General features: G+C 63.2%; 29 protein-coding genes and 1 riboswitch. Of the genes, 23 read left to right on the top strand and 6 right to left on the bottom strand.

Annotation, left to right across the window (positions count from 1 at the left end; translation table 11 throughout):
- Positions 1–177: 177 nt before the first annotated feature.
- A complete protein-coding gene (locus tag A4R29_RS18635; RefSeq protein WP_063172565.1) occupies positions 178–441 on the bottom strand; it encodes a hypothetical protein in 264 nt (87 codons plus the stop codon).
- Positions 442–687: 246 nt separating this feature from the next.
- On the opposite strand from A4R29_RS18635, the gene A4R29_RS35075 reads away from it, so the two are divergent.
- The 6 genes from A4R29_RS35075 to A4R29_RS18610 all read left to right on the top strand — a co-directional run bounded on the left by A4R29_RS35075 (position 688) and on the right by A4R29_RS18610 (position 3421).
- Entirely contained in the window at positions 688–1803 is a 1116-nt protein-coding gene (locus tag A4R29_RS35075) for a phage terminase large subunit family protein (protein WP_082827441.1), read from the top strand.
- Positions 1800–2015 carry a hypothetical protein gene (locus tag A4R29_RS18625; RefSeq protein ID WP_063168557.1) on the top strand — a complete coding sequence of 72 codons (216 nt, stop codon included), beginning with the start codon at positions 1800–1802 and terminating at the stop codon, positions 2013–2015. The genes A4R29_RS35075 and A4R29_RS18625 overlap by 4 nt, the downstream gene beginning before the upstream one ends.
- A gap of 1 nt (position 2016) precedes the next feature.
- Complete coding sequence (locus A4R29_RS18620) at positions 2017–2250, top strand: phage-related exported protein (protein WP_013530787.1); 234 nt, start codon at positions 2017–2019, stop codon at positions 2248–2250.
- Positions 2235–2420 carry a hypothetical protein gene (locus A4R29_RS33235; RefSeq protein ID WP_063168556.1) on the top strand — a complete coding sequence of 62 codons (186 nt, stop codon included), beginning with the start codon at positions 2235–2237 and terminating at the stop codon, positions 2418–2420. The genes A4R29_RS18620 and A4R29_RS33235 overlap by 16 nt, the downstream gene beginning before the upstream one ends.
- On the top strand, positions 2420–2743 hold the full coding sequence (locus tag A4R29_RS18615) for a hypothetical protein (protein ID WP_013530789.1): 324 nt from the start codon (positions 2420–2422) through the stop codon (positions 2741–2743). The genes A4R29_RS33235 and A4R29_RS18615 overlap by 1 nt, the downstream gene beginning before the upstream one ends.
- A 363-nt stretch (positions 2744–3106) precedes the next feature.
- Complete coding sequence (locus A4R29_RS18610) at positions 3107–3421, top strand: hypothetical protein (protein WP_013530790.1); 315 nt, start codon at positions 3107–3109, stop codon at positions 3419–3421.
- Positions 3422–3506: 85 nt separating this feature from the next.
- Here the strand turns inward: A4R29_RS18610 and A4R29_RS18605 are convergent, their stop codons facing one another.
- Positions 3507–4214 carry a hypothetical protein gene (locus tag A4R29_RS18605; protein WP_063172564.1) on the bottom strand — a complete coding sequence of 236 codons (708 nt, stop codon included), beginning with the start codon at positions 4212–4214 and terminating at the stop codon, positions 3507–3509.
- A gap of 299 nt (positions 4215–4513) precedes the next feature.
- Between A4R29_RS18605 and A4R29_RS18600 the strand changes: the two genes are divergently transcribed.
- Both A4R29_RS18600 and msrA read left to right on the top strand, forming a co-directional pair.
- The gene (locus A4R29_RS18600; protein ID WP_013530792.1) at positions 4514–6061 is read left to right on the top strand and encodes a glycosyltransferase family 39 protein; all 1548 of its coding nucleotides are present in this window, start codon (positions 4514–4516) and stop codon (positions 6059–6061) included.
- 82 nt (positions 6062–6143) lie between these two features.
- Positions 6144–6662 (top strand): peptide-methionine (S)-S-oxide reductase MsrA, encoded by a 519-nt coding sequence (gene msrA, locus A4R29_RS18595; protein ID WP_063172563.1) that lies wholly within the window; start codon positions 6144–6146, stop codon positions 6660–6662.
- 69 nt (positions 6663–6731) lie between these two features.
- Here the strand turns inward: msrA and A4R29_RS18590 are convergent, their stop codons facing one another.
- A complete protein-coding gene (locus tag A4R29_RS18590) occupies positions 6732–7049 on the bottom strand; it encodes a hypothetical protein (RefSeq protein ID WP_063172562.1) in 318 nt (105 codons plus the stop codon).
- A gap of 183 nt (positions 7050–7232) precedes the next feature.
- Positions 7233–7346, top strand: a riboswitch (TPP riboswitch).
- Between A4R29_RS18590 and A4R29_RS18585 the strand changes: the two genes are divergently transcribed.
- The 5 genes from A4R29_RS18585 (at position 7337) to A4R29_RS18565 (ending at position 11446) form a co-directional block, all read left to right on the top strand.
- The gene (locus tag A4R29_RS18585; RefSeq protein WP_063173727.1) at positions 7337–7945 is read left to right on the top strand and encodes a YkoF family thiamine/hydroxymethylpyrimidine-binding protein; all 609 of its coding nucleotides are present in this window, start codon (positions 7337–7339) and stop codon (positions 7943–7945) included. (Overlaps the previous riboswitch by 10 nt.)
- A 92-nt stretch (positions 7946–8037) precedes the next feature.
- On the top strand, positions 8038–8799 hold the full coding sequence (locus tag A4R29_RS18580; protein WP_244506974.1) for an ABC transporter permease: 762 nt from the start codon (positions 8038–8040) through the stop codon (positions 8797–8799).
- Complete coding sequence (locus A4R29_RS18575) at positions 8796–9563, top strand: ABC transporter ATP-binding protein (protein WP_063172560.1); 768 nt, start codon at positions 8796–8798, stop codon at positions 9561–9563. The genes A4R29_RS18580 and A4R29_RS18575 overlap by 4 nt, the downstream gene beginning before the upstream one ends.
- Positions 9556–10578 (top strand): ABC transporter substrate-binding protein, encoded by a 1023-nt coding sequence (locus A4R29_RS18570; protein WP_063172559.1) that lies wholly within the window; start codon positions 9556–9558, stop codon positions 10576–10578. The genes A4R29_RS18575 and A4R29_RS18570 overlap by 8 nt, the downstream gene beginning before the upstream one ends.
- 172 nt (positions 10579–10750) lie before the next feature.
- Positions 10751–11446, top strand: a complete 696-nt coding sequence (locus A4R29_RS18565; RefSeq protein ID WP_013530799.1) for a methyltransferase family protein — start codon at positions 10751–10753, stop codon at positions 11444–11446.
- 772 nt (positions 11447–12218) lie between these two features.
- Here A4R29_RS18565 and A4R29_RS18560 read toward each other — a convergent pair.
- Positions 12219–12476, bottom strand: a complete 258-nt coding sequence (locus A4R29_RS18560) for a hypothetical protein (RefSeq protein ID WP_013530800.1) — start codon at positions 12474–12476, stop codon at positions 12219–12221.
- An 84-nt stretch (positions 12477–12560) separates the two neighbouring features.
- On the opposite strand from A4R29_RS18560, the gene A4R29_RS18555 reads away from it, so the two are divergent.
- The 10 genes from A4R29_RS18555 to A4R29_RS18510 all read left to right on the top strand — a co-directional run bounded on the left by A4R29_RS18555 (position 12561) and on the right by A4R29_RS18510 (position 21471).
- Positions 12561–12830, top strand: a complete 270-nt coding sequence (locus A4R29_RS18555; protein ID WP_013530801.1) for a DUF982 domain-containing protein — start codon at positions 12561–12563, stop codon at positions 12828–12830.
- 229 nt (positions 12831–13059) lie between these two features.
- On the top strand, positions 13060–13785 hold the full coding sequence (locus A4R29_RS18550) for a GntR family transcriptional regulator (protein ID WP_013530802.1): 726 nt from the start codon (positions 13060–13062) through the stop codon (positions 13783–13785).
- 3 nt (positions 13786–13788) lie between these two features.
- Complete coding sequence (locus A4R29_RS18545) at positions 13789–14829, top strand: ADP-ribosylglycohydrolase family protein (RefSeq protein WP_063168552.1); 1041 nt, start codon at positions 13789–13791, stop codon at positions 14827–14829.
- Positions 14826–15797, top strand: a complete 972-nt coding sequence (locus tag A4R29_RS18540; protein ID WP_063172558.1) for a PfkB family carbohydrate kinase — start codon at positions 14826–14828, stop codon at positions 15795–15797. The genes A4R29_RS18545 and A4R29_RS18540 overlap by 4 nt, the downstream gene beginning before the upstream one ends.
- 56 nt (positions 15798–15853) lie before the next feature.
- Positions 15854–16915, top strand: a complete 1062-nt coding sequence (locus A4R29_RS18535) for an ABC transporter substrate-binding protein (RefSeq protein WP_063172557.1) — start codon at positions 15854–15856, stop codon at positions 16913–16915.
- Positions 16916–16979: 64 nt separating this feature from the next.
- A complete protein-coding gene (locus tag A4R29_RS18530; RefSeq protein WP_013530806.1) occupies positions 16980–17843 on the top strand; it encodes an ABC transporter permease in 864 nt (287 codons plus the stop codon).
- Positions 17843–18631 (top strand): ABC transporter permease, encoded by a 789-nt coding sequence (locus A4R29_RS18525; protein ID WP_013530807.1) that lies wholly within the window; start codon positions 17843–17845, stop codon positions 18629–18631. The genes A4R29_RS18530 and A4R29_RS18525 overlap by 1 nt, the downstream gene beginning before the upstream one ends.
- A complete protein-coding gene (locus tag A4R29_RS18520; RefSeq protein WP_063172556.1) occupies positions 18631–19695 on the top strand; it encodes an ABC transporter ATP-binding protein in 1065 nt (354 codons plus the stop codon). Before A4R29_RS18525 ends, A4R29_RS18520 begins: the two co-directional genes overlap by 1 nt.
- Before the next feature lie 70 nt (positions 19696–19765).
- Positions 19766–21016, top strand: a complete 1251-nt coding sequence (locus tag A4R29_RS18515; RefSeq protein WP_063172555.1) for an aconitase X — start codon at positions 19766–19768, stop codon at positions 21014–21016.
- Positions 21013–21471 carry an aconitase X swivel domain-containing protein gene (locus tag A4R29_RS18510; protein ID WP_063172554.1) on the top strand — a complete coding sequence of 153 codons (459 nt, stop codon included), beginning with the start codon at positions 21013–21015 and terminating at the stop codon, positions 21469–21471. Before A4R29_RS18515 ends, A4R29_RS18510 begins: the two co-directional genes overlap by 4 nt.
- On the opposite strand, the gene A4R29_RS18505 is transcribed toward A4R29_RS18510, so the two are convergent.
- Positions 21432–22517 carry a siderophore-interacting protein gene (locus A4R29_RS18505; RefSeq protein WP_063172553.1) on the bottom strand — a complete coding sequence of 362 codons (1086 nt, stop codon included), beginning with the start codon at positions 22515–22517 and terminating at the stop codon, positions 21432–21434. The genes A4R29_RS18510 and A4R29_RS18505 overlap by 40 nt on opposite strands.
- A 2-nt stretch (positions 22518–22519) precedes the next feature.
- Positions 22520–24646, bottom strand: a complete 2127-nt coding sequence (locus tag A4R29_RS18500) for a TonB-dependent hemoglobin/transferrin/lactoferrin family receptor (RefSeq protein WP_063172552.1) — start codon at positions 24644–24646, stop codon at positions 22520–22522.
- Between the last annotated feature and the right edge of the window lie 78 nt (positions 24647–24724).

Here is a 24724-nt window from a genome sequence, read left to right as displayed (position 1 = left end):
CCGAACAATACGGTACAGTCGGCATCTCCCAGGCTGATTCAGGACCCCTTCATGTCCCGACACGTCACCTTCATGACCATGGACGATGCCGCGCACCACACGCCGCAGGAGCGAGCCGCAACCATTGCGGCTCGCTCGCTTTCTGGAATTGCACCCGTCAGGCAAGGAACTACCGTGTCAACATGTTGTTGGAAGACAAGCCCAGGCCCCGGTTTCGGTATTCACCCAGCATTTGTAGCACTGCACAGCGCCAAGGGTCTTCTCCTCCGCCCTCAGCATGATCGCTGGCTCGCTGCCGGACGACACGTCCGGGATTCCATTCTTCCATTTCACCAAAAATTCGCGGCCGTCGACTTGCATGATGACGTCGCCATCGCCACTTGCCGGGCGCGGCGGTGTATTCAACAGCATTACGGATGTGTTGCTCTGCATTTTTTTCATCTGTCGTACTCCGATTGGGTTGCAGGAAATTTCTGTCAGTTCACAAGAAAGGCCATAGGTTGGCATTTGACTGGTGTCGCGCTTGGCGGTTGCCGAGCGTCATGCTGCGGTCCTCCTTTCTGGTGTGTCTTTTGCGATACCCAGCGTGATGCCAGCGTGAATTGCACCGGTACGCCCCCGTCAAAGGTCGCAATGAATGGATGAGGTGCGGCGACAATGGTCGAACCGCGCAGAGGGAAATCCGCCATGTCCCGACACGTCACCTTCATGACCATCGACGATGCCGCGCACTACACGCCGCAGGAGCGCGCGGCGATCGTCGCCGCCTATCCCGAGCATGAGCGCGAGGCCCGCGCCCGCGGCATTCCGGTGCTGGGTTCCGGTCGCATCTTTCCGGTGGCCGAGGCGCTGATCGCCTGCGAGCCGTTCCGGCTGCCGCGCTACTGGCCAAGGCTCGGTGCGCTCGATTTCGGCTGGGACCATCCGTCGGCCGCGGTCGAACTCGCCTGGGATACGGAGGCCGATGTCGTCTATGTCACCAAGGCGGCGCGGGCCTCGCAGCAGACGCCGGCGATGCAGACGCTGACCTTGAAACCGTGGGGCGAATGGCTGCCCTTCGCCTGGCCGCGCGACGGCCGCCGCGAGACGCTGGAAGGGGCAGGCGTGGCGCTCGCCCGGCAATATTCGGCGCATGGGCTGAACATGCTGACCCGCCACGCGCAATTCCCCGACGGTTCGGTCTCGGTCGAGGCCGGGCTGATGGAGATGCTCGACCGCATGCAGTCCGGCCGCTTCAAGGTGTTCTCGACACTGGCCGACTGGTTCGAGGAGTTTCGGCTGTATCGCCGCTTCTACTGGGACGCTGTGCTCGGCGCCGAGTTGCCCGATGGCGTCGATCACGCGGTATTCGATTTCGCCGTCAACAGCGGGCCTGGCCGGGCGGCCAAATATCTGCAGGCGGCCGTCGGCGTTGCGCAGGACGGCCGGATCGGACCGGTCACCGTCGCGGCGGCCAAGGCAAAGCCGGCCGGTGTGACCATCGACGCACTTTGCGATGCGCGGCTGGCGTTCCTGAAGCGGTTGCCGACATGGGCAACATTCGGGCGCGGCTGGTCGGATCGGGTCAGGTCGGTGCGGGTTCAGGCCCTGCTGATGTCGGCGCAGCGCCCCGCCGCACCGGTGACCGCGGCGGCGCCGCCCAGGGTCGAAACATCGGCCAATGGGGCGCCGTCGGTTCGTCTCGAGCAGCCGACGCCCGGCGGCAAGACGGCTGCCGTGGCCGGCATCCTCGTTCTCATGGCCGGAGCGCTCGCGGCCGTCCGGCATCAGATCGCCGATTTTTTCGGGAGCCTGTTTCGATGACATGGTTCAACACCAATGCGCTGCACAATCTCCTCAACACGCTGATCGCCATCATCTGCGGCGGCGCGCTCGCCGGCTTTGACTGGACGCTGCTCGGCGTGAGCGACCGCACCGCCCTTCAGATCAGCGGCGCCATTGCCCTTGCCAAGATCATTATCAACGCGGTGCGTGACGGGCCGCGCGGCATGGTCGCGCCGGCCAAGGAGACATGAGATGGGAACACTCGCTTTCGCGCTGCTTGGCCAGGCCTGGCCGTATCTTCTGGCAATGGGCGCCGCGCTCGCCGGTGTCTGGACGGCCTACGCCAAGGGCAAGGCCAACCAGAAGGCCAGGCAGGATGCCGCCGACGCCGCGGCGCGCACCGAAGCCCAGGAGATCGACGATGCCGTCGCCGGCCGGGCGCCGGACGACAACAGAGGGAGGCTGGCCAGATGGTCAAAATCATAGCGCTCTCGCTCCTGCTGGCCGGCTGCACCACATCAGGCGGATCGTTCTGCGCGGCCGGGCATCCCATCCGACCGACAAGGGCAGAGGCGGCGGCCCTTTCCGACGCGTCGGTGGCGGCGATCCTGGCTCACAACGAAAAGGGCCAGAAATTTTGCGGCTGGAGGCCATGATGAACGATCTTTTCGACCTGCTCGGCATCAAGGGACCGGTCGTGGCGGCGGGTCTCGCCGGCGGCGTTCTGCGCGCGCTGTCGCGGCATCGCTACAAGTTGCGCGAAATGGTGGCCTCGCCGATCTGCGGCGCGCTTGCGGCGGCTTATCTGACGCTGCCGGCGGTTTCCTACGCCAGGATCGCCGGCCTGCCGATGCCCGATCCCGCCGACGACACCACCACGCTGGCGGCCGCCTTCCTGATCGGCGTCTGTGCGATGTGGATTTCGGACGTGCTGTTCGAGTTTGTGGTGCGGAGATTCAAACCGGGGGTGGAGGAGTAGCTGTTGGCACCGCGTCGTCTGTTGGCTGCTGCCTGACGGAATTACCGAGACAGGTGGACCTGGCGCGGCGTGGCTCTCATTTCCAGGACCGACCGCTGCCCGCTTCGGCTCACGCCGGGGCGGGCTTTTTTGCATTTCCGATCGGCCATTGCTGAGCGGCATTCGAGTTGACCGGTCTCGTCGTCGTCCGTTGTGATAAGCAAGTTAATCATGTCGGTTATGCATAATGATTATTGTTAATTTTTGATTGAAGCACCGAAACTAGATAAAGATTTGAGCGCATGAAGTGTTCATATATTGTTAAGCAAGAGGTAGACCACAGAAGACGGAAGCCATCTCCATCATCAAACGGGAGTAGCTTTCATGAACAAGTTCACTGTTATTTTCGCCGCTGTTGCAGTTGCATCGTCCGTTGGAGCCGCCGAGGCAGGTTGTGGGTGCGGAGGTTCGGGCGGCTGGGGAGGCAATTCGAGCAGCCTGATCAATGTTTCGCCGTCCATCGACCTTGGCAAGATCACCGCGCTGAACGACGTGCTCAGCGGCAACAACATCCTGAGCGGCAATGTCGTCTCAGGCATTCTAAACGGCAACAAGACCGGCATCGTCGGTGGCGTTCTGAGCGGGCTCGGCGTGAACCTGCTGGGCGGCAACAGCTACAGGCTGGGCAAGCGCCACTAGTCCGGCGCTGCATTTCAACTGTCGAAGGCAACCCAAAATAGCCCGTTCCGGTGCGCCGGGCGGGCTATTTCGCGTGTCGGGCCGATCAAGCGAGGATGTTGACCGCGCGTGCCGCGACCAGCGCGATGGTCAGCAGCGAGATCATGGCCTCGGCCATCATCAGCAGCTTGGCGCGCTGGGAAAGGGGCAAGGTATCGGTGGGCGAAAACGCTGTCGCATTGGTGAAGGCGAGGAAGAAATAATCGACGAAACCGGGCAGCCAATCTCGGAGGTCACGGTCGTTCAACGTCATCTGCGCGAACAGGAAATCGGCCTGCGCAAGCTTGACGAGGCCGCAGGTCGGCGGGCCGCCGCGGTCGGTGCTCCAGAACCACAAGGCAAAGACGATGACGTTGGTGACCCAGATGTTGAGTGCGTCGATCAGCAGCGTCGTGCCGCTGTTGCCGGCATGGCCCTCCAGCAAGGCACGCACCAGCAGGACCAGCGAACCGCAGTTCATGATGCTGATGATGGCGGTCATGGTCAGGGCTGTTCTGCGGATCATGACCCGAAACTGGCCGATCGCATGCCACTCGTGGTCCTCGACCGCCTTGCGGGTGGCGGCCTGTGTCCAGGCGGTGGCCACCGACAAGGGCAGCAGCAGAGCGGCCTCCAGCGCGGGCGCTAGCCAGCGCGGCCCGAATGAGAGATTGTTGATGACCAGAAGCTGCAGGCAGATGATGACGAGAACGGCCGCACGGGCCATCCAGAAATCGAGCGCACGGTAGTGGATGACGGCATGGTGGTGGCGCATTTATTAAATCCTGGATGCTTTTTGGGGGACGGGAACCGGTCAGGCGTAGGCGACGCCTGCCGCGATCACGCCCGATGCGCCGTGCCCGGCATGTTCAGGGCGCTCCGGGACGGCGTGTTCCATTGTTGTCCTGCTGGCATGTGATGATGAGAGAGGCGGCATGGTGGCGCGAAACTCTGCCTCAATCTTGGTTTTGCCATGGTCACCCAAGTATACATTTTCGTAAGCTTCGAGTTCTGGGCTGTTCCAAAAACCGTCCGGTGTGATTTATCCACCGCATGACGCGAATCGACGAACCCATGAACGGTTGGCTGCCGGTCGGCAGTTCTGTTCCAGGCGACTGGCGGCAGTCGTCGATCTGGCAGGGGCTGACGCGCTATCCAGAAGCCGGCCTAGCGCTTTTATGCCTGACACAGATCCTGTGCTGGACCGTGGCGCCCGCGCTTGTCGACGTGTCTCCGCCCAACGATGTCGTCGAAGGCTTCATGTGGGGCCGCGAATGGGTGCTGTTGACCTACAAGCATCCACAGCTTCCCGGCTGGCTGCTCGAGATCAGCCATCTTCTGACCGGATCGTTCCGCTGGCCGCAATATCTCGTGGCTCAGCTAACGATCTCGGCCACTTTCGTGCTAGTCTATCTGCTGGCCCGCGACATGCTCGGGCGAACCCGCGCGCTGGCCGCCGTGCTTCTGATGCCGTCGCTCTATTTCTTCGGCTGGCCGACCCCACAGTTCAATCATGACTACGCGCAGATGCCCTTCTGGGCCGCTATCTGCTGGCTGTTGTGGCGTGCGGGCCGTGGTGGTGGGCCGGGCTGGTGGCTGGCGCTCGGGCTGGTGTCGGGCGTCGGGCTCTATGCCAAGCTTTCCACCGGCCTATTATTGCTTTTCGGGGCGATCTGGCTGCTGTCGGACACACGCGCACGCAGTCGGCTCGCCACGCCCTGGCCATGGCTCGGGCTCGCGGTTTTCGGCGCTGTCGCCGCTCCACTGGCCGCCGAACTCTGCCGCGTCGATTTCCTGCCGCTGACCTATGCCGCCTGGCGCGATCAGTGGGTGGTGGCCCATCGCTCCCGCTTTTATTATATCGGCGTCCAGATGGCTGGGCTCTGCGGCTTTCTTCTGGTGCTGGCGATATCAGGGCTGCTGCGGCGCTCGCCCGCGCCGCAAAAGCCCGTCGGGCGCGGCACGCTGGTCTATCTCTTGTGGATGGGGGTTGGCCCGGCGATCCTCGTGATGGTGGCGTCCCTGTTCACCGGCGCCGGCGAGGCCTGGGGCGCGCCGATGTACAATCTTGCTGGCGTTGTGGCGCTCGCCTTGCTGGGCCATCGCCTCGGCGCCATCGAGATGCGAAAGCTGGCGATCTGCGCGCTCATCTCCATTGTCGGCATATCCGGTGCCTATGCGGGCATCCGCTGGACGAAATGCAATCTGCGTGGGCGCATGGACGCCGTCTGCTGGCCGGCGCAAAAGATCTCGGATGAGGCAGAGGCTGTCTGGCACGCTGCGACGCCCGATCGGCTCGACATCGTCGGCGGCCATGCCCTTATTGCGCCGCTGGCGGGCCTCAATGCCTATGACAAGCCGTCGATCTTCACCGAACTGAACATGCAGTACGCCCCCTGGATCACCAAGGAGCGGCTGCGCGAGCATGGCATATTGCTGGTCTGGCCCGGGCGCGATGTGCCATCTTATCTGCAGGCGTGGGTGGGCGACATCCCGGTCAAAACCGTTCTTTTCGACTGGTCGCTCAAGGCGCCGCCGGTGGCGATCAGCTTCGCAGCCATTCCGCCTGGCGCGCGGCAGTTGCCGGGTGCTATCGACGGCCTCGCCCGACCGAGCAACTGAAGCAGATCCGCCGGTCCGCTGGACGAAGCAGGTGACAATGCCCATCTATGTCCAGACAAACTTGCCTTTGAGGAGACGTGATATGGCGACTTCGACCGAACGCGCAGTCCTTGCCGGTGGCTGCTTCTGGGGTATGCAGGATTTGATACGGCGCTATCCCGGCGTCATTTCCACCCGTGTTGGCTACAGCGGCGGCGACGTGCCCAACGCCACCTACCGCAACCACGGCAGCCATGCCGAAGCCATCGAGATCAATTTCGATCCGGCCATCATAAGCTATCGCACGCTGCTGGAACGCTTCTTCCAGATCCACGATCCGACGACCCGCAACCGTCAGGGCAACGATGTCGGGATGAGCTATCGCTCGGCTATCTACTACACCAGCGACGAACAGAAGCGCATCGCCGAGGACACGATCGCCGATGTCGATGCCTCGGGCCTGTGGCCGGGCAAGGTCGTCACTGAAGTCGCACCCGTTGGCCCCTTCTGGGAAGCCGAGCCCGAGCATCAGGACTATCTGGAGAAATATCCCAACGGATACACCTGCCACTTCGTCAGGCCGGGGTGGAAGCTGCCGGTTCGGGAAAAAGCGGTGCCGTAGATACACTGATACGACAGGATTTGAGAAGCCGCGGAGCGCTCGCTCCGCGGCTTCTTTTCATTGCAATTCCTACTTGCCGCAATGGTTGTCATTAACTGTCGGCGCGGTGGTGCCCGGCGACGTTCCACTGGCATCGGGCTGTGCGCCCTGCGGATGGGCAGGGCAATTTTCATCCGCGTTTGAATTCGTGGCGCCCGGTGCTGCCGTCGTACTGTTGGTCGTGCCGGGGTCTACCGTGTTCGGCGAAGCCGGCGTATTTGGGTCGACGGTGACCGACTTGCCGCTGCCGCCGGATCCGTCGGTGCCGCTTGTGCCATTGCTCTGCGCCATGGCCGATGTCGCCAGGCCAATGGTGAGCGCCGAAGCTGCGAGGATTTTCATGAACATGGTTTGTCTCCATTGTCTGTGAACTCGTCGCGTAGCGACTGGTGGGACAACCTCGCGGCCTGGTGAAGGTTCCCGATAAATTCTCGCGCCGGCAGAGCCAACCGCTCCCGCCCTGGCGCAATGCTTTTGGCGCAGTGCGATAAAAAAACGGCTTTTCCTTCAACTCGAATGATGCTTTAAGGCGCACATCCACAGGGGTGCTCCGTACGGTCGGGGCTGAGACGGGGGCGGCAAGCCCACAGACCCTAGAAGCTGATCTGGGTAATACCAGCGGAGCGAGGCGGGCGATGTTTTCAGGCGCACAGATTTCCCTATATCCCATGACCGACGATTTCGTCGGTGTCATCCTTGGCGCGCTCGGTGCGCTCGATCCCTGGCGCGACAAACTCAGGATCGAGACCGACGACATCTCGACCTTGCTGGTCGGGCCGCCCGAAGTGCTGTTTCCTGCCATGCGCGACCTCTTCGTGGCGGCGGCACGCAGCGGCAAACATTGCGTGTTGTCGGCCACCATCTCGCGCGGCTGCCCTGGCGAGCCGGACGATCCGATCTGCCGCTCCGATGCGTTTGGCGGGCCCGTCGGTCCACTCGGCGCGCGCAAGGACGCGGCCATCGCGGCGGTGCGCAATGCTGCTGCCACCGGCCAGCCGGCGGCGGCGCAGTTCTCGCTCTATGTGATGGGCACAGACGACCACATGGACGAGATCTACGGCTGCATAGACTTTCTCAAGCAGTCCGGCGTCTATGAGCGCTCCAAGCATTTCTGCACGAAACTGCGCGGTGACGCCGGTGCGATCTTTTCGGCGCTGGACGAGGCTTTCTGCCGTTTCGGACCGGGCGCTGGCCACGTAACCCTCGACGTCACGGTCTCGGCCAACAGCCCGTCGGCCGTCTGAAGCCGCGCCGCTCTCGCGGCCGTCAAAGGTTATCTCCCGTGGTCTCATCATCAGTCGCTTCGCGCCCGATCGCGAGCTTTCTCGTCAAGGCAATGCCGGCCATGATCTCGGCCGGTTTGCTCCTGATGGCGTGGGAGCTTTATGCCGCCTATTCCGGCATCAGGGCCACGATACTGCCGGCGCCGTCACGCGTCTTCGAGCAAGCGATGCTCAATCGCGAGGCGCTGACCGACAATGCCGTTCCGACCATCCGTGCCACGCTTCTTGGCTTTGCCTGTTCGCTCAGCGCCGCCTTCGTGCTGTCGATGCTGGTCGACTTCTTCCAGCCGCTGCGGCGTGCGTTGTTTCCCGTCTTCATCGTCAGCCAGACCTTGCCGCTGGTGGCGGTCGCGCCGCTGGTGGTGCTGTGGTTCGGCTTCGGGCTGGCGCCCAAGATCATGCTGGTGGCGCTGGTCACCTTCTTTCCGATGCTGGTCGCATTGGTCGAAGGCTATGAGGCGACCGAGGCCGAGATCGGGCAAATGCTGCGCGCCATGGGGGCAGGGCGCTGGCGCATCTTCCTGCTCGCGCGACTGCCTTCGGCGCTGCCTTACTTCTTTGCCGGGTTGAGGATCTCCATCACCTATGCGGTGGTCGGCGCCATCTTCGCCGAGTATGCCGGTGCCGCAAAGGGACTGGGCATCTACATGCTCAACGCCAAAAACAATTTCCGTCCTGATCTGGTTCTTGCCGCCGTCGGTGTCAGCGCGGCGGTGACCCTTGTCCTGTTCGGGTTGACCGTGTTGCTGCAGCGCCTTGCCATGCCCTGGGAGCGAGCCGGCAGGGAAACTGCCGGGAAGGGGGCCTGGCGATGAGCCGGCTCGAACTGCGGCATGTGCACAAGGCGTTCGGTGGGCTCGACGTGCTGGCCGATATTTCGCTCAGCGTCGGCGCTGGTGAGTTCGTCTCGATCCTTGGACCCTCGGGTGCCGGCAAGTCGACGCTGTTCCAGCTTCTGACCGGCGCCGAGCATGGCGAGGGCGAGATGTTGTTCGACGGCGCGCGGCTCGACGACCACGGCAGGCACTTCGCCTTCATGCCGCAGCGCGACGCGCTGATGCCATGGCGGCGCATCCTCGACAACACGACGCTCGGGCTCGAAGTGCAAGGTATGAGGAGACAGGCGGCGCGGGCGCGCGTTGCGCCGTTGTTTGCCGAATTCGGGCTTGCCGGCTTCGAGCGGCATTTTCCCGCGCAGCTGTCCGGCGGCATGCGCCAGCGCGCGGCCTTGCTGCGCACCGTGGTGCAGGAGCGCGACATGCTCCTGCTCGACGAGCCGTTCGGCGCGCTCGATGCGCTGACCCGCACCGCCATGCAGCGCTGGCTCGAACAGATGTGGCGGCATCATCGCTGGACGGCGCTCTTGATCACCCATGACGTGCGCGAAGCCGTGTTCCTGTCCGACCGCATCTATGTGCTGTCGGCGCGCCCGGCCCGCATCGTGCGTGAAATCAGGGTGCCGTTGCCGCGCCCGCGCAGCCTTGGCGGCGATGCCGCGCGCCAGGCAAGCGCGCTCGAGGCCAAAATCCTCGACATCATCCTCAACCCCAATCCATCCAAAGGACACGATCATGACTGACTTCACGCGCCGGCAGGCCTTGTTGCTGACCCTTGCCACTGGCCTTCCCTTGATTGCCGGAACGGGTCGGGCTCGAGCACAATCGGCGGCACAAAAGGTCACCGTCGCCCTCGACTGGACGGTCAACACCAACCACATCGGACTGTTCGTCGCCCGCGACAAAGGGTTTTATCGCGAGGCCGGACTCGAGGTCGACATCCTGCCCTACAGCGATACCGGTGCTGGCACGCTGGTCGCAAACCGCGTCGCCGATTTCGGCATCAACGGCACCATCAGCCTGTTCACCCAGAGAACCGCCGGGGCGGATCTGAAGGGCGTCTATGCGGTGGTGCAATCCGAAACAGGCCGCGTGGTCTTCAATGCGGCACGCAACGAGATCAAAAGCCCAAGAAGCCTCGACGGCTTGATCTATGGCGGCTTCGGCAGTGCCTGGGAAAACGCGCTGATATCGACCATCATCCGCCACGACGGCGGCAAGGGCGATTTCGAGACGGTGACGCTCGGCACCTCAGCCTATGAGGCGCTGGCCAATGGGTCGGTCGATTTCACGCTCGAAGTCTCGACCTGGGAGGGTGTCGAAGCCGAACTCAGGGGCGTCAAGCAGCGCAGCTTCGTCTATGCCGATTATGGCGTGCCTGACGAGCACACGACGCTAATCTCTTCGAGCGAAGCCTATCTCCAGGCCAATCCCAAGCCTGCGGCCGACTTCGTTCAGGCGACGCGACGCGGCTACCAGTTCGCTGTCGACCACCCCGACGATGCGGCAACCCTGCTGATCGCTGCAAACAAGGATGCCTTGACCAATCCGGCGCTGATCCACGCCTCGCTGAAGGCATTGATCGACGGCCATTATCTACGCAGCCAAAGCGGGGCCATCGGGACGATGGATCCGGCCAAGATGGAAGCGATTGGCGACTATCTCTTCGCCTCCGGCATTTTGCGCGATTCCGACGGCAAGCTGGTTGCTCGACGCCCGGATTTCGGGAGCTATTTCCGCAACGACTATCTGAGCTAGTCTGGCAAAACCAAATGACATGGGTCGCCAGTCTTTCTGGGCGACCGCGTGGAGCAGGTCGTCTGGAAGTGGCGCCCTGGCTCCCCGACAGCCAGTTTAAGACCGATCTGATCTTGTTGATTAACTGCCCGGCAATGGTTGCGTGCAAAGGTCGCCCTGAGGGATCATTGGGGTGTCTGCATTGCTCATATCAAAAAGCGAGGCGCTTTCGCACGTCAGTGACGGCACGATTCTGTCCGCAGCCCGAAAGCGTGAGATCCTGGTGGATTTGCGCGAAGGTTTCTTTCGGATCTGCGCGCTGGCCTTCGCGGGCATGTTCGTCTACCGCGGCGTGTATCACCTGATGCTCGACCCGACGCGCATCAATGTGGCGCTGGTGGCGATTTCCGAGATCCTGACCTTTACCTGGCTGCTTCTGTCGCGTCGGCCGAAGGTTCGCGACTGGAACCCGCTCACGGTGGTTGTCTCCGTGATCGCCAGCTTCGGTGTCGGTTTCATCGACCTGGAGCCGGGCGTGGCCATCATCCCGGTCCATGTTGCGGCGCCGCTGCAGGCCCTGGCGTTGGGGTTCGTGATCTGGGGAAAGATATCGCTGGGGCGTTCTTTCGCCATTCTGCCGGGCAATCGCGGCGTGATGACGGGCGGTGCCTACCGTCTGGTGCGGCATCCGATCTATGCCGGCTATCTTGCCGGCCATGTCCTGTTCCTGCTATCGGCCTTTTCCTTCTACAATCTAGCCGTCTACGCGGTGATCACCTTCTTCCAGGTGCACCGCATCCTGCGTGAAGAGGCGCTGCTGGCCGCCACGCCGGAGTACCGGGACTATATGAAGCGCGTCCACTACAGGCTGTTCTACGGCGTCGTTTGACAAGCGCCCCGGCGCGCAGCAACCACACTGGCAACGTTGATCGTCAATAGACCTGCGCATTGTTTGTGCAAACTAATATTACAACTTTATTATTTCAGAAATTTTGAGATATATATACCACACTTCAATTTCAGTATTCTCTCTGTGAAGCTGAAACTCACTACCTCGCGTAATTGCTTCTGCAATCGGCTTCTCGCCATCTCCGGCCGATCGGAAAGCCCGCCACACTGGTGGGCTTTCTGCGGTCCACAGGCGTGCCGGAATTAAATCCTGGTTGCCATCACCAGGATGGCCGTTTCTGTTGCTGGCGAGACTTCTTCCGCGCGCGATGCCCGCCACAATCGCGGAACGGTAGGCCTTTGGAGCGCTCGTCTTTTGAACATCGCAGCTGCGACGTTCAATCCTACGGCGCCGGCTCTTATGGCGGCGGCGGCCTTGGGCTCGTGCTGCTCATCGTCATCGTGCTTGTCGTACTCGGGTGCATCTAGCCGGGTTATCGCCAACTGATCGCAATCTCGTGAGCGCCCCAATGTCGGCGTGCACCGGATTGTGATGCAGGCAAGCCGGCTTGTGATCCTGCACTCTGCAAAACTTTCGTATGGTCATTGCGGTCCACACCCCCCCCCGTGGAAACAAGAGGAGAGGGTCCCACCCCTTGTCCTCCTCCAAGGCCCGCTCCGGTTCACCGTAGCGGGCTTTTGCTTGCTGGCGAGGCAAAACCGGCTCGCATCAAACCCTATGGGCGAGGCGTTCAGATGCTGGCGCCAGTCGACTACTCCATGTCAGGCACGTCACCGCTGACGAAGAGCGTGTTCGGCGGACCATATTCGCCCAGCGTCGGATCGGCCTCACGGCTCCAGGCGATGACGCCGGAATGCTTTGCCGTCAGAGCCCTGGCGGTGCGTATGGCGCGATCCTCGCTCTGCTGGTCGGCGGGTCCAAAGGCTGGGAACAACTCGCCATCCTCACCGCGATCGAACGCGACCACGACGATCAGCCTGGGATTTTTCTGGCCACTGGAATCGGACATCTTGCACCTTTGGCGCAGAACCTATCACATTGCTCGGGGTTGAAGGCCGCGAATCGATGAATGCCGACTTTGGGGAGTGGCATCGTGCAAGATCAGCGTTTCGATGAGCCGGTCAGGATTGCGCTCGGCCGATCGCGAAACTCAATCTTCAACGTGGAGCGGGTCGCTCAGGCTGCCGACATCCTGCTGAACCGCTGGCCGGTTGCGACCGGGCAAAAGCATATGGTTGCCCGCAAGGCCTGTCTGGCCGTGCTCGAGGGAAAGAAAGAAGTCTCGGCGGCAAGAGCGGCGTTCATCAACGCCGCTATCGAGGCGGACATCCTCGTCGAACCGCGTGAGGTGTCGATCCCGTAGCCTGCCCCTGGTGAAATTGAATCAGGATCTGGCTCCATCACCTTGATGTATGCCCCTTTTTGGCGATCGCCGACCGGCTTTTCAGGGCTATTGACCTGCCTCTCGGCACGCCCTGCACGGTTATCCCGCACATTTCGCTGCCTGTTGGTCAGTCTTCGGCATCTGTTGACATAGCATCCGGGCCTCGGTATTGAACAGGATTATACAGGTTCATTGAACAGGTACCCTTATGAAGCGGCGCGCGGTTCAACTGTCTCCCGGCACGGGCAAGCCCGAGCAGATCGCCACCGTCCTCGAACATGAGATCCGTTCCGGCGTCCTCGGTTTCGGCGACCGCCTTCAAAGCGAGAACGAACTCGTCCAGCGCTTCTCCGTTAGCCGCAATACGGTCCGCAAAGGCCTCGAGGAACTGTCCAGCCGCGGGCTGATCACGACCAAGGTTGGTATCGGCTCGTTCGTCACCTTCGACGGCAAGCCGGTCGACGACTCGATCGGCTGGTCGCGCGCGCTGGCCGATGCCGGCGCCAATGCCGAGACGCGGACGCTGCGGCTGGAGGTCATCGAAGACCCCGATCTGGCTGCGCTGCTTGGCATCGAAAGCCCGTTCTTCATCGCCGTCGACCGGGTGCGCACCAACGCCAGCGACGGCCATGCGATCTCCATCGAGCGCAGCCGGTTGCCATTGTCCTCCGAGCTCGAGGACGTACCGTTGCGCGGATTGCGCGAGGGCTCGCTGCACCAGACGCTGCGCGTCGCCGGCCTCATTCCCGACCATGGCGAGGAATGGGTCGAGATCGAGATGCTCAATGCCGAGGATGCGGCCATCCTCGGCTGCCCGCAAGGCACGCCTTTCCTGCGTGGCCGCCGGCTGACGCGCGCCGCCGACGACCGGCCGATCGAGTACGTCACCAGCTTGCTCAATCCGGCGCATTTTGCGCTGCATATGAGGTTCTGAGCGATGTCGGATGCAACCAGCAAGGCTATTGACCGCGCCATGGGGGCGCTTGTCGGCGGAGCGCTGGGCGATGCGCTCGGCATGCCGACGCAGCTTTTGTCGCCGGTTCGCATTGCCGAACTCTACGGCCATGTCGAGGATTTCATCGAGCCTTTCCCGGATCATCCGGTGTCGAAGGGATTGGCCGCCGGCACCATCACCGACGATACCGAGCAGGCGTTGCTGCTCGGCCGCATCCTGGTCGAATCCGGCGACCGTTTCGACCACGCGCGCTGGGTTAATGCGCTGCTCGACTGGGAACGCGAGGTTAAGGCGCGTGGCAGCTATGACCTTTTGGGGCCATCGACCAAACGCGCCATCGACGCCATCAACAATGGTATGCCGGCTGAGGAAGCGGGGCGCAGCGGCGACACCAATGGTGCGGCGATGCGTATCGCGCCGGTCGGCATCATGATGCCGCTCGAACCGTTGGAAGGGTTCGTCGGCAAGGTGGCTGAGACCTGCCGGGCCACGCACAACACCTCGATTGCCATCGCCTCCGCCGCTGCCGTTGCGGCAGCCGTCAGCCGCGGCGTCGCCGGCGGTGGCTGGCGCGACGCTTCCGCCAGCGCGGTCGCGGCGGCGAGGCGAGGGGCGACACTCGGACATTGGGTGACCGGCGGCGACATCGCCGCGCGCATCGTCTGGGCGCAAGACATCGTACACGGCAAGGCGATCAGGGATGCGATCCGGCTGATCACCGATCTGGTTGGCACCGGCGTCGCCAGCCAGGAATCCGTTCCGGCGGCCTTCGCCGTGCTGGAAGTCGCGCGTGGCGACCCATGGCAAGCAGCCGTCATCAGCGCCAATCTCGGCGGCGACACCGATACGATCGGCGCCATCGCTGCCGGCATGGCCGGCGCCTGCAGCGGTTTTTCCCGATTGCCGCAACAGCATATCGCCCGGCTTGTCGGCCTCGACATGTCGGAGGTTCGCGCGCTCGCCGCCGATCTCGTGGCAGCAAGGATGGCGAAAATCGGTTCCGGCAAGGACGCGGCGGAATGAGCGGCCGTCTCGTCCATGTCGGCAGTGCCGTGGTCGACTATGTCTACCGCATCGACGCCCTGCCGGCGCCCGGCATGGAAAAGACGGCATCGAGCTTTGCCCAGGTCGCCGGCGGCGGCTTCAACATGATGGTCGCGGCCAGCCGCACCGGCATGCAGGTGGTGTTCGGCGGCCAACTCGGCAGCGGGCCCAATGGCGATTTCCTGCGCGCTGCTTTCATAGCCGAGGGTATCGAGACACTGACGCCGCGATCGCCCGTGATGGACAGCGGCAACTGCGTCGCCATGATCTCGAGCGACGCCGAACGCACCTTCGTGTCGTGGCCTGGTGCGGAGAGCGTTCTCAGCCTCGACATGATGGCGCCGGTCGCGGTGGCACCGGGTGACTGGGTGTTCACCTCCGGCTACACGCTGAGCTACCCCAAGAGTCGCGATGCGCTCACTGATTGGATCGAGGCGCTGCCGACAGGTATTCCCTTCGTCTTCGACCCGACGCCGGTCATCACGGACATTCCGCGTCCCATCCTGTCGCGGGTGCTTGCCCGCACCACATGGCTGAGCTGCAACACGACGGAAGCCGCCGAGATTGCCGGCCCAGGCGATGTCGAGGGCCTCGCGGTACGGCTGCTGGGCGACCACTGCCCGAAAGCAGCGGGCGTGGTCATCCGCTCCGGGGCAAAGGGTTGCCATATCAGGTTGGCCGACGGCACGGCGCAGACCGTTGCCGGCTTCAAAGTCACCGCCATCGACACCAATGGCGCCGGCGACACCCATATCGGTGCTTTCGTCAGCGCGCTGGCGCGCGGCATCCCGCCCTTCGAGGCAGCGCGCTATGCCAACGCGGCAGCGGCCATATCGGTCACCCGCCATGGCGGCTCGTCGGCGCCGACCGACCACCAAATCCAGACATTCCTGAGCCATGCCGCCGACCCGTCGGGAGCAGGCCGGACACAGAAGGCCAATGCATAACAGCTGGAAAGCCTGACAGCCCGGGAACCGGGCAAACCCACAGAGAGGAACCAACCATGCGCATGCCTGACTTGACTGCTCTGCTGACGGCGACCGCCGTCTTTACCTCCGCACTCGCGTTCGCCGCCAAGGCTGACGAAGTGCATGTGCTCAACTGGAAGGGATACGGCGCCGACGAACCATGGGCGGTGGAGGCTTTCGAAAAAGCGACCGGCAACAAGGTCGTCAACGACTTCTTCAATTCCGAACAGGAAATGCTGACCAAGATCCGGACCAATCCCGGTCTCTACGACGTGGTCATGATCAATGCCGCCTTCAACGACCAGGCGATGGACGGCAAACTGATCCAGCCGATCGACGTCTCCAAATTGCCGAACTACGCCGACATCAGCAAGGACAAGGCGGGATCGCCGATGCTCGTCCATGACGGCAAGGTCTATGGCGTGCCGTGGGTGTGGGGCCTCACCGCGCTCGCCATCAACGACAAATCCTTCGACAAGCCGCCGACGAGCATCGCCGAGATGTGGGATGCCGCCCATAAGGGCCGCGTCGTCATTCGCGACGATGCCGTCGAAGCGGTGCAGTTCGGCGCCATCGCAACGGGCCAGAACATCAACGACATCAAGGATATGGATGCGGTCAAGGCGAAGCTCACCTCGTTGATGCCGCAGATCAAGACCTTCTGGAGTTCGGAGAACGACTGGAACCAGATGGTCGCCTCCAACCAGATCGACATCGGCACCTACTGGAGCGGCTCGGCCGATCGCGCCAAGACGCATTTCAAATTGCCGGTCTCTCTGGTCGTGCCGCAGGAGGGTGCCGTCGCCTGGCTCGACGCGTTTTCCATTCCGGTCGGCGCCAAGAACGTCGCCGGCGCCGAGGCTTTCATCAACTACATGATCGACCCGAAATTCTACGTCGAATGGGTCACCAAGGTCGGTGCTCCTGTCTCCGCAAACACCAAGGCGGTGGAAGCGCTGCCCGAGGATGCCTTCAACCGCAAGGTCATGGGCGACCCCGAGGTGGACAAACGCATCCAGTTCCAGGCGCCGATCACCGATGCCCAGCGCGAAGCCTATCTGGCGCTGTGGCAGCAGTTGAAGGTCGACGTGAAATAGAGCCAACATCCCGGCCAGCCGGCGGTTCGCGCCGGCTGGCGTTTCAATCCTGGGGGAGGGTATCATGGCAGCAGCGACAGCGTCGCGAAGCGGGCTGAGATCGGCATTGCCGCTGCTGGCGCCAGCCTATCTCTGGCTGACGGTGGCGATCTTCCTGCCGCTCTCGGCCATGGTCTTTTTCTCGTTCATGACCGAGCTGCCGCTGTCGGGAAAGCCGTGGACATTCACCCTTGGCAACTATGCCACCTTCTTCTCGCAAAGCCTCTATCTGACACTGCTGCTGGCCTCGCTGCGGCTTGGCCTCGAAGTGACGCTGTGGTGCGTCGTCATCGGCTATCCCGCCGCTTACGTGCTCGCCAAAGTGCTGAAGGGGCGCAGCCGCGAGGCGATCTTCCTGCTCGTCATCTTGCCGTTCTGGTCGAACGGGCTGGTGCGCATCTTTTCCTGGGCGATGGTTTTGCGCGAGGGCGGCATTCTCGACACCGCGCTCAACGCCGTGCTGCCGTTCAAGATCAACATCGACCTGATGTATTCCTATCCAGCCGTCATCATCGGGCTGGTGCATTCCTACGTGCCTTACATGGTGCTGACCTGCTATCTCACGCTGCAGGCGATCGATGACTCCCTGATTGAGGCCGGGCGTTCGCTTGGCGCTTCACGGCTACAGGTGCTGAAGCGGGTGATCATCCCGCTGTCGATGCCCGGATTGGTCGCGGGTGCGGCCCTGATCTTCGTCCCCGTCGTCGGCTCGTTCATGGAGCCGCGCATCCTCGGCGGTCGCACCGGCACCTTCTACGGCACGGTCATCGAGGACCAGTTCGTCGCCGTGTTCAACTGGCCGCTCGGTGCCGCGCTTTCCTTCATCCTGCTGGCCGTGGTGCTGGTCATCCTGGCGGTGGCGTCGCCGGTGCTGCGGAGGGCCGCGTGATGGCGACGACCCGCGTCCTCGAATGGCTTGGCCGCTTCTACATCGGTCTGCTGCTCGCCTTCCTCTATCTGCCGATCATCATCATGGCGCTGATGTCGTTCAACGTCTCGCCCTTCTACCAATTGCCGTTCGAATGGACGACCGAATGGTACGCTTCGCTGTGGCAGAACGACCAGCTGATCGCCGCCACCTGGAACAGCGTCGAGATCGCCGTCATCACCACCGTCATCTGTGTCGTGCTCGGCTCGGCGGCATCGCTGGCGCTCTATCGCTATGAGTTTCGCGGCAAGAAATTCCTGCAGGCGCTGTTGTTTCCGCCGATCGCCATTCCGTGGCTGATCACCGGCACGGCGATGCTGATCTTCTTTTTCGGCGTCGGCATCGGTCGCGGGCTGCATGCGATCCTGCTTGGCCATGTCGCACTGGCGCTGCCCTATGTCATCGTCGTCGTCTCGGCCCGGCTGCAGACCTTCGCGCCGGAGCTGGAAGAGGCGGCACGCTCGCTCGGCGCCAACCAGTGGCAGGTAACGAGGCGCGTCACGCTGCCTTGGATCATGCCAGGCGTCATTGCCGGAGGGCTGTTTGCGTTTGCAGTGTCGTTCGACCAGTTCGTGGTGTCCTATTTCCTGGCGACGCCTGGGCAGACGACGCTGCCCGTGGAAATCTACGCCGCGATCCGCAAAGGATTCACGCCCGAGATCAATGCGGTCTCGACGATCATCATTGTCGTGTCGATGGCGCTGATGCTGCTCACGGCGCGGTTCTTCAAATTCGGCGGAGAGAAATAATGGCCGGCGTGCAGGTATCTGATGTCTCGCGCAGTTTCGGCGCACACAAGGCGCTGGACAATGTCTCCATCGATTTCGCCGATGGCGGATTCTATGCGCTGCTGGGGCCGTCGGGCAGCGGCAAGACCACGCTGCTGCGCCAGATTGCCGGTTTCGATTTTCCCGATTCGGGCCGCATCACCATCGGCGGCGAGAGCGTCGAGCGGGTGCCGGTCGAAAAGCGGCGCATCGGCATGGTGTTCCAGAACTATGCGCTGTTTCCCAATATGAGCGTCGCCGACAATGTCGCCTTCGGCCTGTCGGTGCGCGGCGAGGCCAAGGCGGTGATTGCAACGGAGGTGCAGCGCGCGCTCGATCTGGTGCAGCTCGGCAAGCTTGGTGGCCGCCGGCCGCACCAACTCTCCGGCGGGCAGCGGCAGCGTGTGGCTCTCGCCCGCGCTATCGTCACCAAGCCGCGCGTGCTGCTGCTCGACGAGCCGCTCGGCGCGCTCGACAAGGCGCTGCGCGTCGATATGCAGATCGAGCTCAAGCGCATCCAGCGCGAGATCGGCATCACCACCATCTTCGTCACGCACGACCAGGAAGAAGCGCTGACGATGAGCGACCGCATCGGCATATTGCGCGACGGCAGGCTGGTGCAGGAGGGACCGCCGGAGGAGATCTATAACAGCCCGAAGAGCGAGTTCGCCGCCACCTTCCTCGGCGACGCCAACATTTTTCGCGGCGACAGCACGGGCGACGGCATCCGGCTTGCGGACGGAACGGCGATTGCCGCTGGTGTGGGTGCCAAGCTTGCCGCCGGCGCCAAGGCGAGCTGTGCCGTGCGGCCCGAACGCATCCGCATCGCCAGGGATGCCGGAGCACCGGATAGCAACGCCAACATGCTCAAGGGACAGGTTTCCAAGTGCATCTTCGCCGGCAGCAACAGCACCTATTTCGTCGAGCGTGCTGGTCAGACGTTGAAAGTGATTGTGCAGAATACCGGCATGGAACGGCTGGCAGAAGGTCAGGATGTCGTGCTGCGCTGGTCGCCTGAAAGCACGGTGTTGATCGCGGCGAACTGATCCTCACCGGGTCTTGCCAGACCGTCCGCAATCAGGGACAGCATAGACGGGCACGACCCGGAGCATACCGATGACCCTGGAACTGACTGCACGCGACCGATCCATGCTCGACGGCGAGCATGGCCTGTCAGCGGCTGCTGCCATGAAAATCCTGGTCGCCTTTTCCAACGCGATCGGGGCGGGCAGCCTGCTCGACATTGCCGGCGCCCATATCGACGGCTGTCTCTACCACGGCAAGGCAGGGCTCGATTTCGTCGAGCGGCTGGTCGAAGGCGGTGGCCGCGTCCAGGTGCCGACGACATTGAATGTTGGCTCGTTCGATCTCATCCATCCCGGCATGGTGAAAATGCCGGCGGCGGAAGAGGTGCCGGCGCGGCGGCTGATGAAAGCGCATCTGGAGCTCGGCTGCCAGGCGACTTTCACTTGCGCGCCTTACCAGACGCGGTTCCGGCCAAGCTTTGGCCAACAGATCGCCTGGGGGGAATCCAACGCCATCGTCTTTGCCAATTCGGTGATCGGCGCGCGGACCAACCGCTATGGCGATTTCATCGATCTGTGCTGCGCCATGACCGGACGCGCGCCGGCCTGGGGGCTGCATCTGAGCGAGAACCGGCGTGGTCGGATCCTGTTCGAGCTGGATGTTCCGGACAGCGAGCCGAGCGACAGCCTTTTCGTCGGCGTCGGGCTATTGATTGGGCAAGCGAGCGGCGACCGCGTTTCGGTGATTGCCGGCCTGCCGCGGCCGCGCGACGAGGACCAGCTGAAGGCGCTGGGGGCGGCGGCGGCAACGACCGGTGCTGTGGCGCTGTTCCATGCGGTCGGCATCACGCCGGAAGCAAGGACGCTCGATGAGGCGTTCCAGGGTCATGCGCCTGACGAGACGATCCGCATTACCCGCGCCGACATCGACCATGCGCTGGCCAGGCTATCGAACGTGCCGGATGGCGCGCCGCTGGCGGCCGTGTCGCTCGGCACGCCGCATTTTTCGCATGAGGAATGGATGCGACTGTTGCCGTTGCTGCGCGAGGCAGCACCGGGTAGGCGCATTCCGATCTATGTCAACACCGGCCGCGCGACGCTGACGCGATTGCAGGAGGAGGGCGCGCTGGCCGGTATGGAGGCGTTCGGCCTGATCCCGGTCGCCGATACCTGCACCTATGTCACATCGATCCTGGAACGCCTCGATGGCGTGGTGATGACCAATTCCGGCAAATGGGCGCACTACGCACCCGGCAATATCGGTGTGTCCGTCGCCTTCGCCGAGATGCGGGATTGCATCCGCTCTGCTGCGGCCGGGCATGTTGTGCGGAGCGCGTCATGACGCGACCGGTGGAACGAACCGGCACCTTCCAACTGGCCGGCGAAGCCCAGGGCCAGGCGCTGGTGTTTTCGCAACCGCTCAGCTTCTGGGGCGGCATCGATGCCGAGACCGGCGACATAACAGACCATTCCCATCCGGGCCTCGGCCGAAATGTCGCCGGCAGGATTTTGGTCATGCCGAGCGGGCGCGGCTCGTCGTCTTCATCCTCGGTCCTGGCCGAGGCGATCCGCAGGGGCACGGCGCCGGCCGGTATTCTTCTGGAGCGGCCGGACCCGATCCTGGCGGTCGGTGCCATCGTTGCCGAATTTCTTTATGACATCCGCATGCCGCTGGTGGTGTGCGATATTTCGAACCTTGTCTCCGGTGATCAAATTGATATCGGCATCGGCAAAGACCGCGGGCCGATCATCAGAGTTCACCCCGCCATCAATCCGGCAGAGCCACGCCGCCAATAGGCCGCCGCCAGCGTTTGATCGCGACCAAGCCCCAGCGTGTCGCGCCAACATTCGCGCACGATCTTGGCGGCAGCGGCTTCCGCCGCGAACCAGCCGAAGGCCGAACCGTCCTGCGGCCACGCCACCGAGCGGACAGCCTCGGCCAGCAGTCTGTCCTCGCCCGCCGCCACGCCATCCCGTGTCAGCCAATGAACCTCGATGCCCGTGCCATTGTTGATCGCTTGTCTTTCACCATCATTGGCGATCTCGACGAAGGCGACGCCTTTTGTCCCGGCCGGTAGCGTCTCCAGCAGCCGAGCCAGCGCCGGCAAGCCGGTTTCATCGGCGCCCATGACGTACCATTCTGCCTGCCGCACCGGACGGCCGACCGGGCCCATGATGCCAACCTTCATGCTGGGCGCGGCCTGCATGGCCCAGGCGGAGCCGACGCTCTCGCCGGGATGGACCAGGAAGTCGACATCGATGATGCCCTTTTCCACGTCAAGCGCGCGGATGGTGTAGACGCGCGCCACCGGGCGCCGGTCGTCGGTGGGCCAGACCGGTAAGCCATTGCCGCCCAGCACCGGCCACAGCGGATCGGGGACGTCCCTGGTCGGAAACAGCATGCGGATATGCATGCCGCCGAACTTGGCGAAGCGCGAGAGGTTCTCGCCGGTCAGACGAATGCGGCGCATATTCGGAGTGAGGTCGCGAACATCGGTCACCACCATCTCGCGGAACTGGGCGAGGCTGGTTTCGCCTGAGAGATCGCCGGTCCAGACGATCTCGGGGTTTTCCTCCTTGGCGTAGACCTGTACGGCTGTGGCGAGCAGGTCCTTGATACGGGCGAGCCCGTCGCGGTCGGCAGCATTGGCCCGCATCACCAGCCGCTCCATGTCGAACGAGGCGCCGCCGAAGGCAAAGCGGAAATCGATGCGCTGTCCCTGATGCGAAGCATCGGCCTCGAAGCTCCGCAGCCTGTCGGAGATGCTGTCCATGTAGTCCGGCAGACGCCGCAGGTTGAGCCGTGCCTCGCAGGCCAGTTCACGCACCGATGCTTCGTTCATTGTCAGCCTCCGATCCTGCCGGTGAGGGCCACCTTGAAGGTGCGGCCCTTGCCCTGTTCTGTTGCCGCCGAGGTCGACCATGCGCTTTGCGGATCGGTGTAGGCGGTGTTGAAGATGTTATCGGCGCCGAAATCGAGCTTGAGGTTGTCGTTGACGCGCCAGTTGGCGAAGACGTTGACCAGATCGAAACCGTCATCGACGACCGGCACGGCGTTGGGATTGGTGCGGCTGGTGCGGGTGATCTTGCCGATGCTGAGATATTGCGCGCCGACGGTGAGCTGGTCCTCCAGCATGCGGAAGCCGATCGTGGCCGAGAAGCGGTCGAGCGGCGTGTTGTTCAACGCCTGGCCGGAATAGACGCCGCTGACGACCTTGGCGTCGATCAGCGCGCCGGAGAGGTTCACGAAACCCCAGCCATAATCATAAACCATCTCGGCCTCTACGCCCTTCAGGCGTGCGTCGCCGATGTTGATTGCCGTGCGCGGCAGCACGGTGAGGTCGACGTCGATGTAATCCTCGACGTCAGTGTGGAAAACGTTGGCCTTGGCGCGCAGCCGATCACCCGCCGTCAGCACATCGTCATATTTCACGTTGACGCCGGCCTCCCAGTTCTTTGCCGTCTCGGGCTGCAGCAGAAGATTGGGCCGATATGTATCACCGCCGCCATGCGCGCCGCCGCCACGGAAGACATCCTGCAGACCCGGCGCCCGGTAGCCTTCGGAATAGGTGCCATAGAGCTGGAAGCCATCGAATGGCGTGACGCCGACGGTGAGGCGCGGCGACCAACGATCGCCGGAGATCGAGGCTTCCTGCGGTGACGGGATGCGCGTCTCGCCATCGAGCTGGTAACCGTCATAGCGCATCGCCGCGATGACCTGCAGCCAATCCTCGTAATCGCCCTGCCACTGCAGGAAGCCGCCATAACCCTGCTGTTGGCCAGCGCCGAAATGCGCCGCTTCCGAGGAGGCCTCGAGATAGTAGTAGTCGAGTCCGTAGGTTAGCGTATGTGCTAGTCCCCAGGCGTCGAAACGCGAGGAGTTCTTCACATTGAAACCTGTCGTGGCCACGTCGTAGAAGCGGAAATTGCCGATCGCCGAGGTTGGCCAGACCTGCGTCTGCTCGGCGCGGGTGCGGTTGTGATAGGCATTGGCGCTGAAGTCGATCAGCGCGTTGTCGTCGGGCTTCCAGGTGTAAGCGGCGGTGTAGGTCTGGTTGGTGGTGTCGGTGTCATAGCGGCTCAGGGTCGGCGAGGCCGAGCCGCTCGATCCGGTGATCTGGTCGTTGTAGCGCTGCAGGATGGCGCCGAGGTTCAGCTCATGGCCATCGGCCGGCCGCAACGTCGCCTTCAGATAGCCGCTGGTCACCCGCTCGCCGGTCCATGGCACGGTGTCGCCATTGCCATCGGTGTAGCTGTCGCGGTCGCGGTAGATGAGGTTGCCGATGATATCGGCATCGTCGCTGAAGCGGTAGGCACCGGTGGTGCTGGTGGTGAAGCCGTCGCCATTGTCCTCGTAGCCGAGCTTCTCGCTCAGCGCCCAGCGCTCATCCTTCTTGAGGAAATCGCCGGCATCCTTGGTCTCGAAGGAGACGACGCCGCCGATGCCGCCGGAACCATAGGCATTCGAGACCGGACCGCGAATGACGGTGGCTTCCTTGATCAGGTCGGGTTCGACATAGAACGAGCCAGAGCCATGACCGACGCGCCAGTAGTCCTGGCGGGCGCCGTCGAGGGTGACGACGACGCGGCCATATTGCTCCAGGCCGCGGATGTTGATGGCGGTTGCGGGATCGTCGCCATTCATCGAGGCAGCGACGCCCGGTGTGGTGCGGAAGATGTCGGCGGCTGTGTCGGGCTGGATGCGGTCGAGTTCGTCCTGATCGACGGCGCTGATGGCGGCCATCGATTCGATCACTGCCGTTTTGATCATCGTTGCCGAGATGGTGATCACGTCGAGCATCGTCGCCGGCTGGTTCTGCGCGACACTGGCCGGCGCCAGGCGGCCGGTCTTGGCGGCGGCCTTTTTCTCCCGGTCCTGTTCCTGCGCGCTGGCAAGAGGCACGGCGCAGAGGCCGAGCACGAAGGCGAGCGCCGTGCTCGCCATCAATGTCGTGTTTGTTGTCGTTGTCATGCAGCCCCCAAGCAAAAGCAAAACTGCTGGCGGTGGCTGAGCGGCCTTGGCTGGCATGATTGAAAATCCCTCGACCAG

The sequence above is a fragment of the Mesorhizobium ciceri biovar biserrulae genome (genome assembly GCF_001618845.1).
Taxonomy (GTDB): domain Bacteria; phylum Pseudomonadota; class Alphaproteobacteria; order Rhizobiales; family Rhizobiaceae; genus Mesorhizobium; species Mesorhizobium ciceri.
Note: the sequence above shows the minus strand (reverse complement) of the source record. Positions and strands in the feature narration are given on the sequence as shown.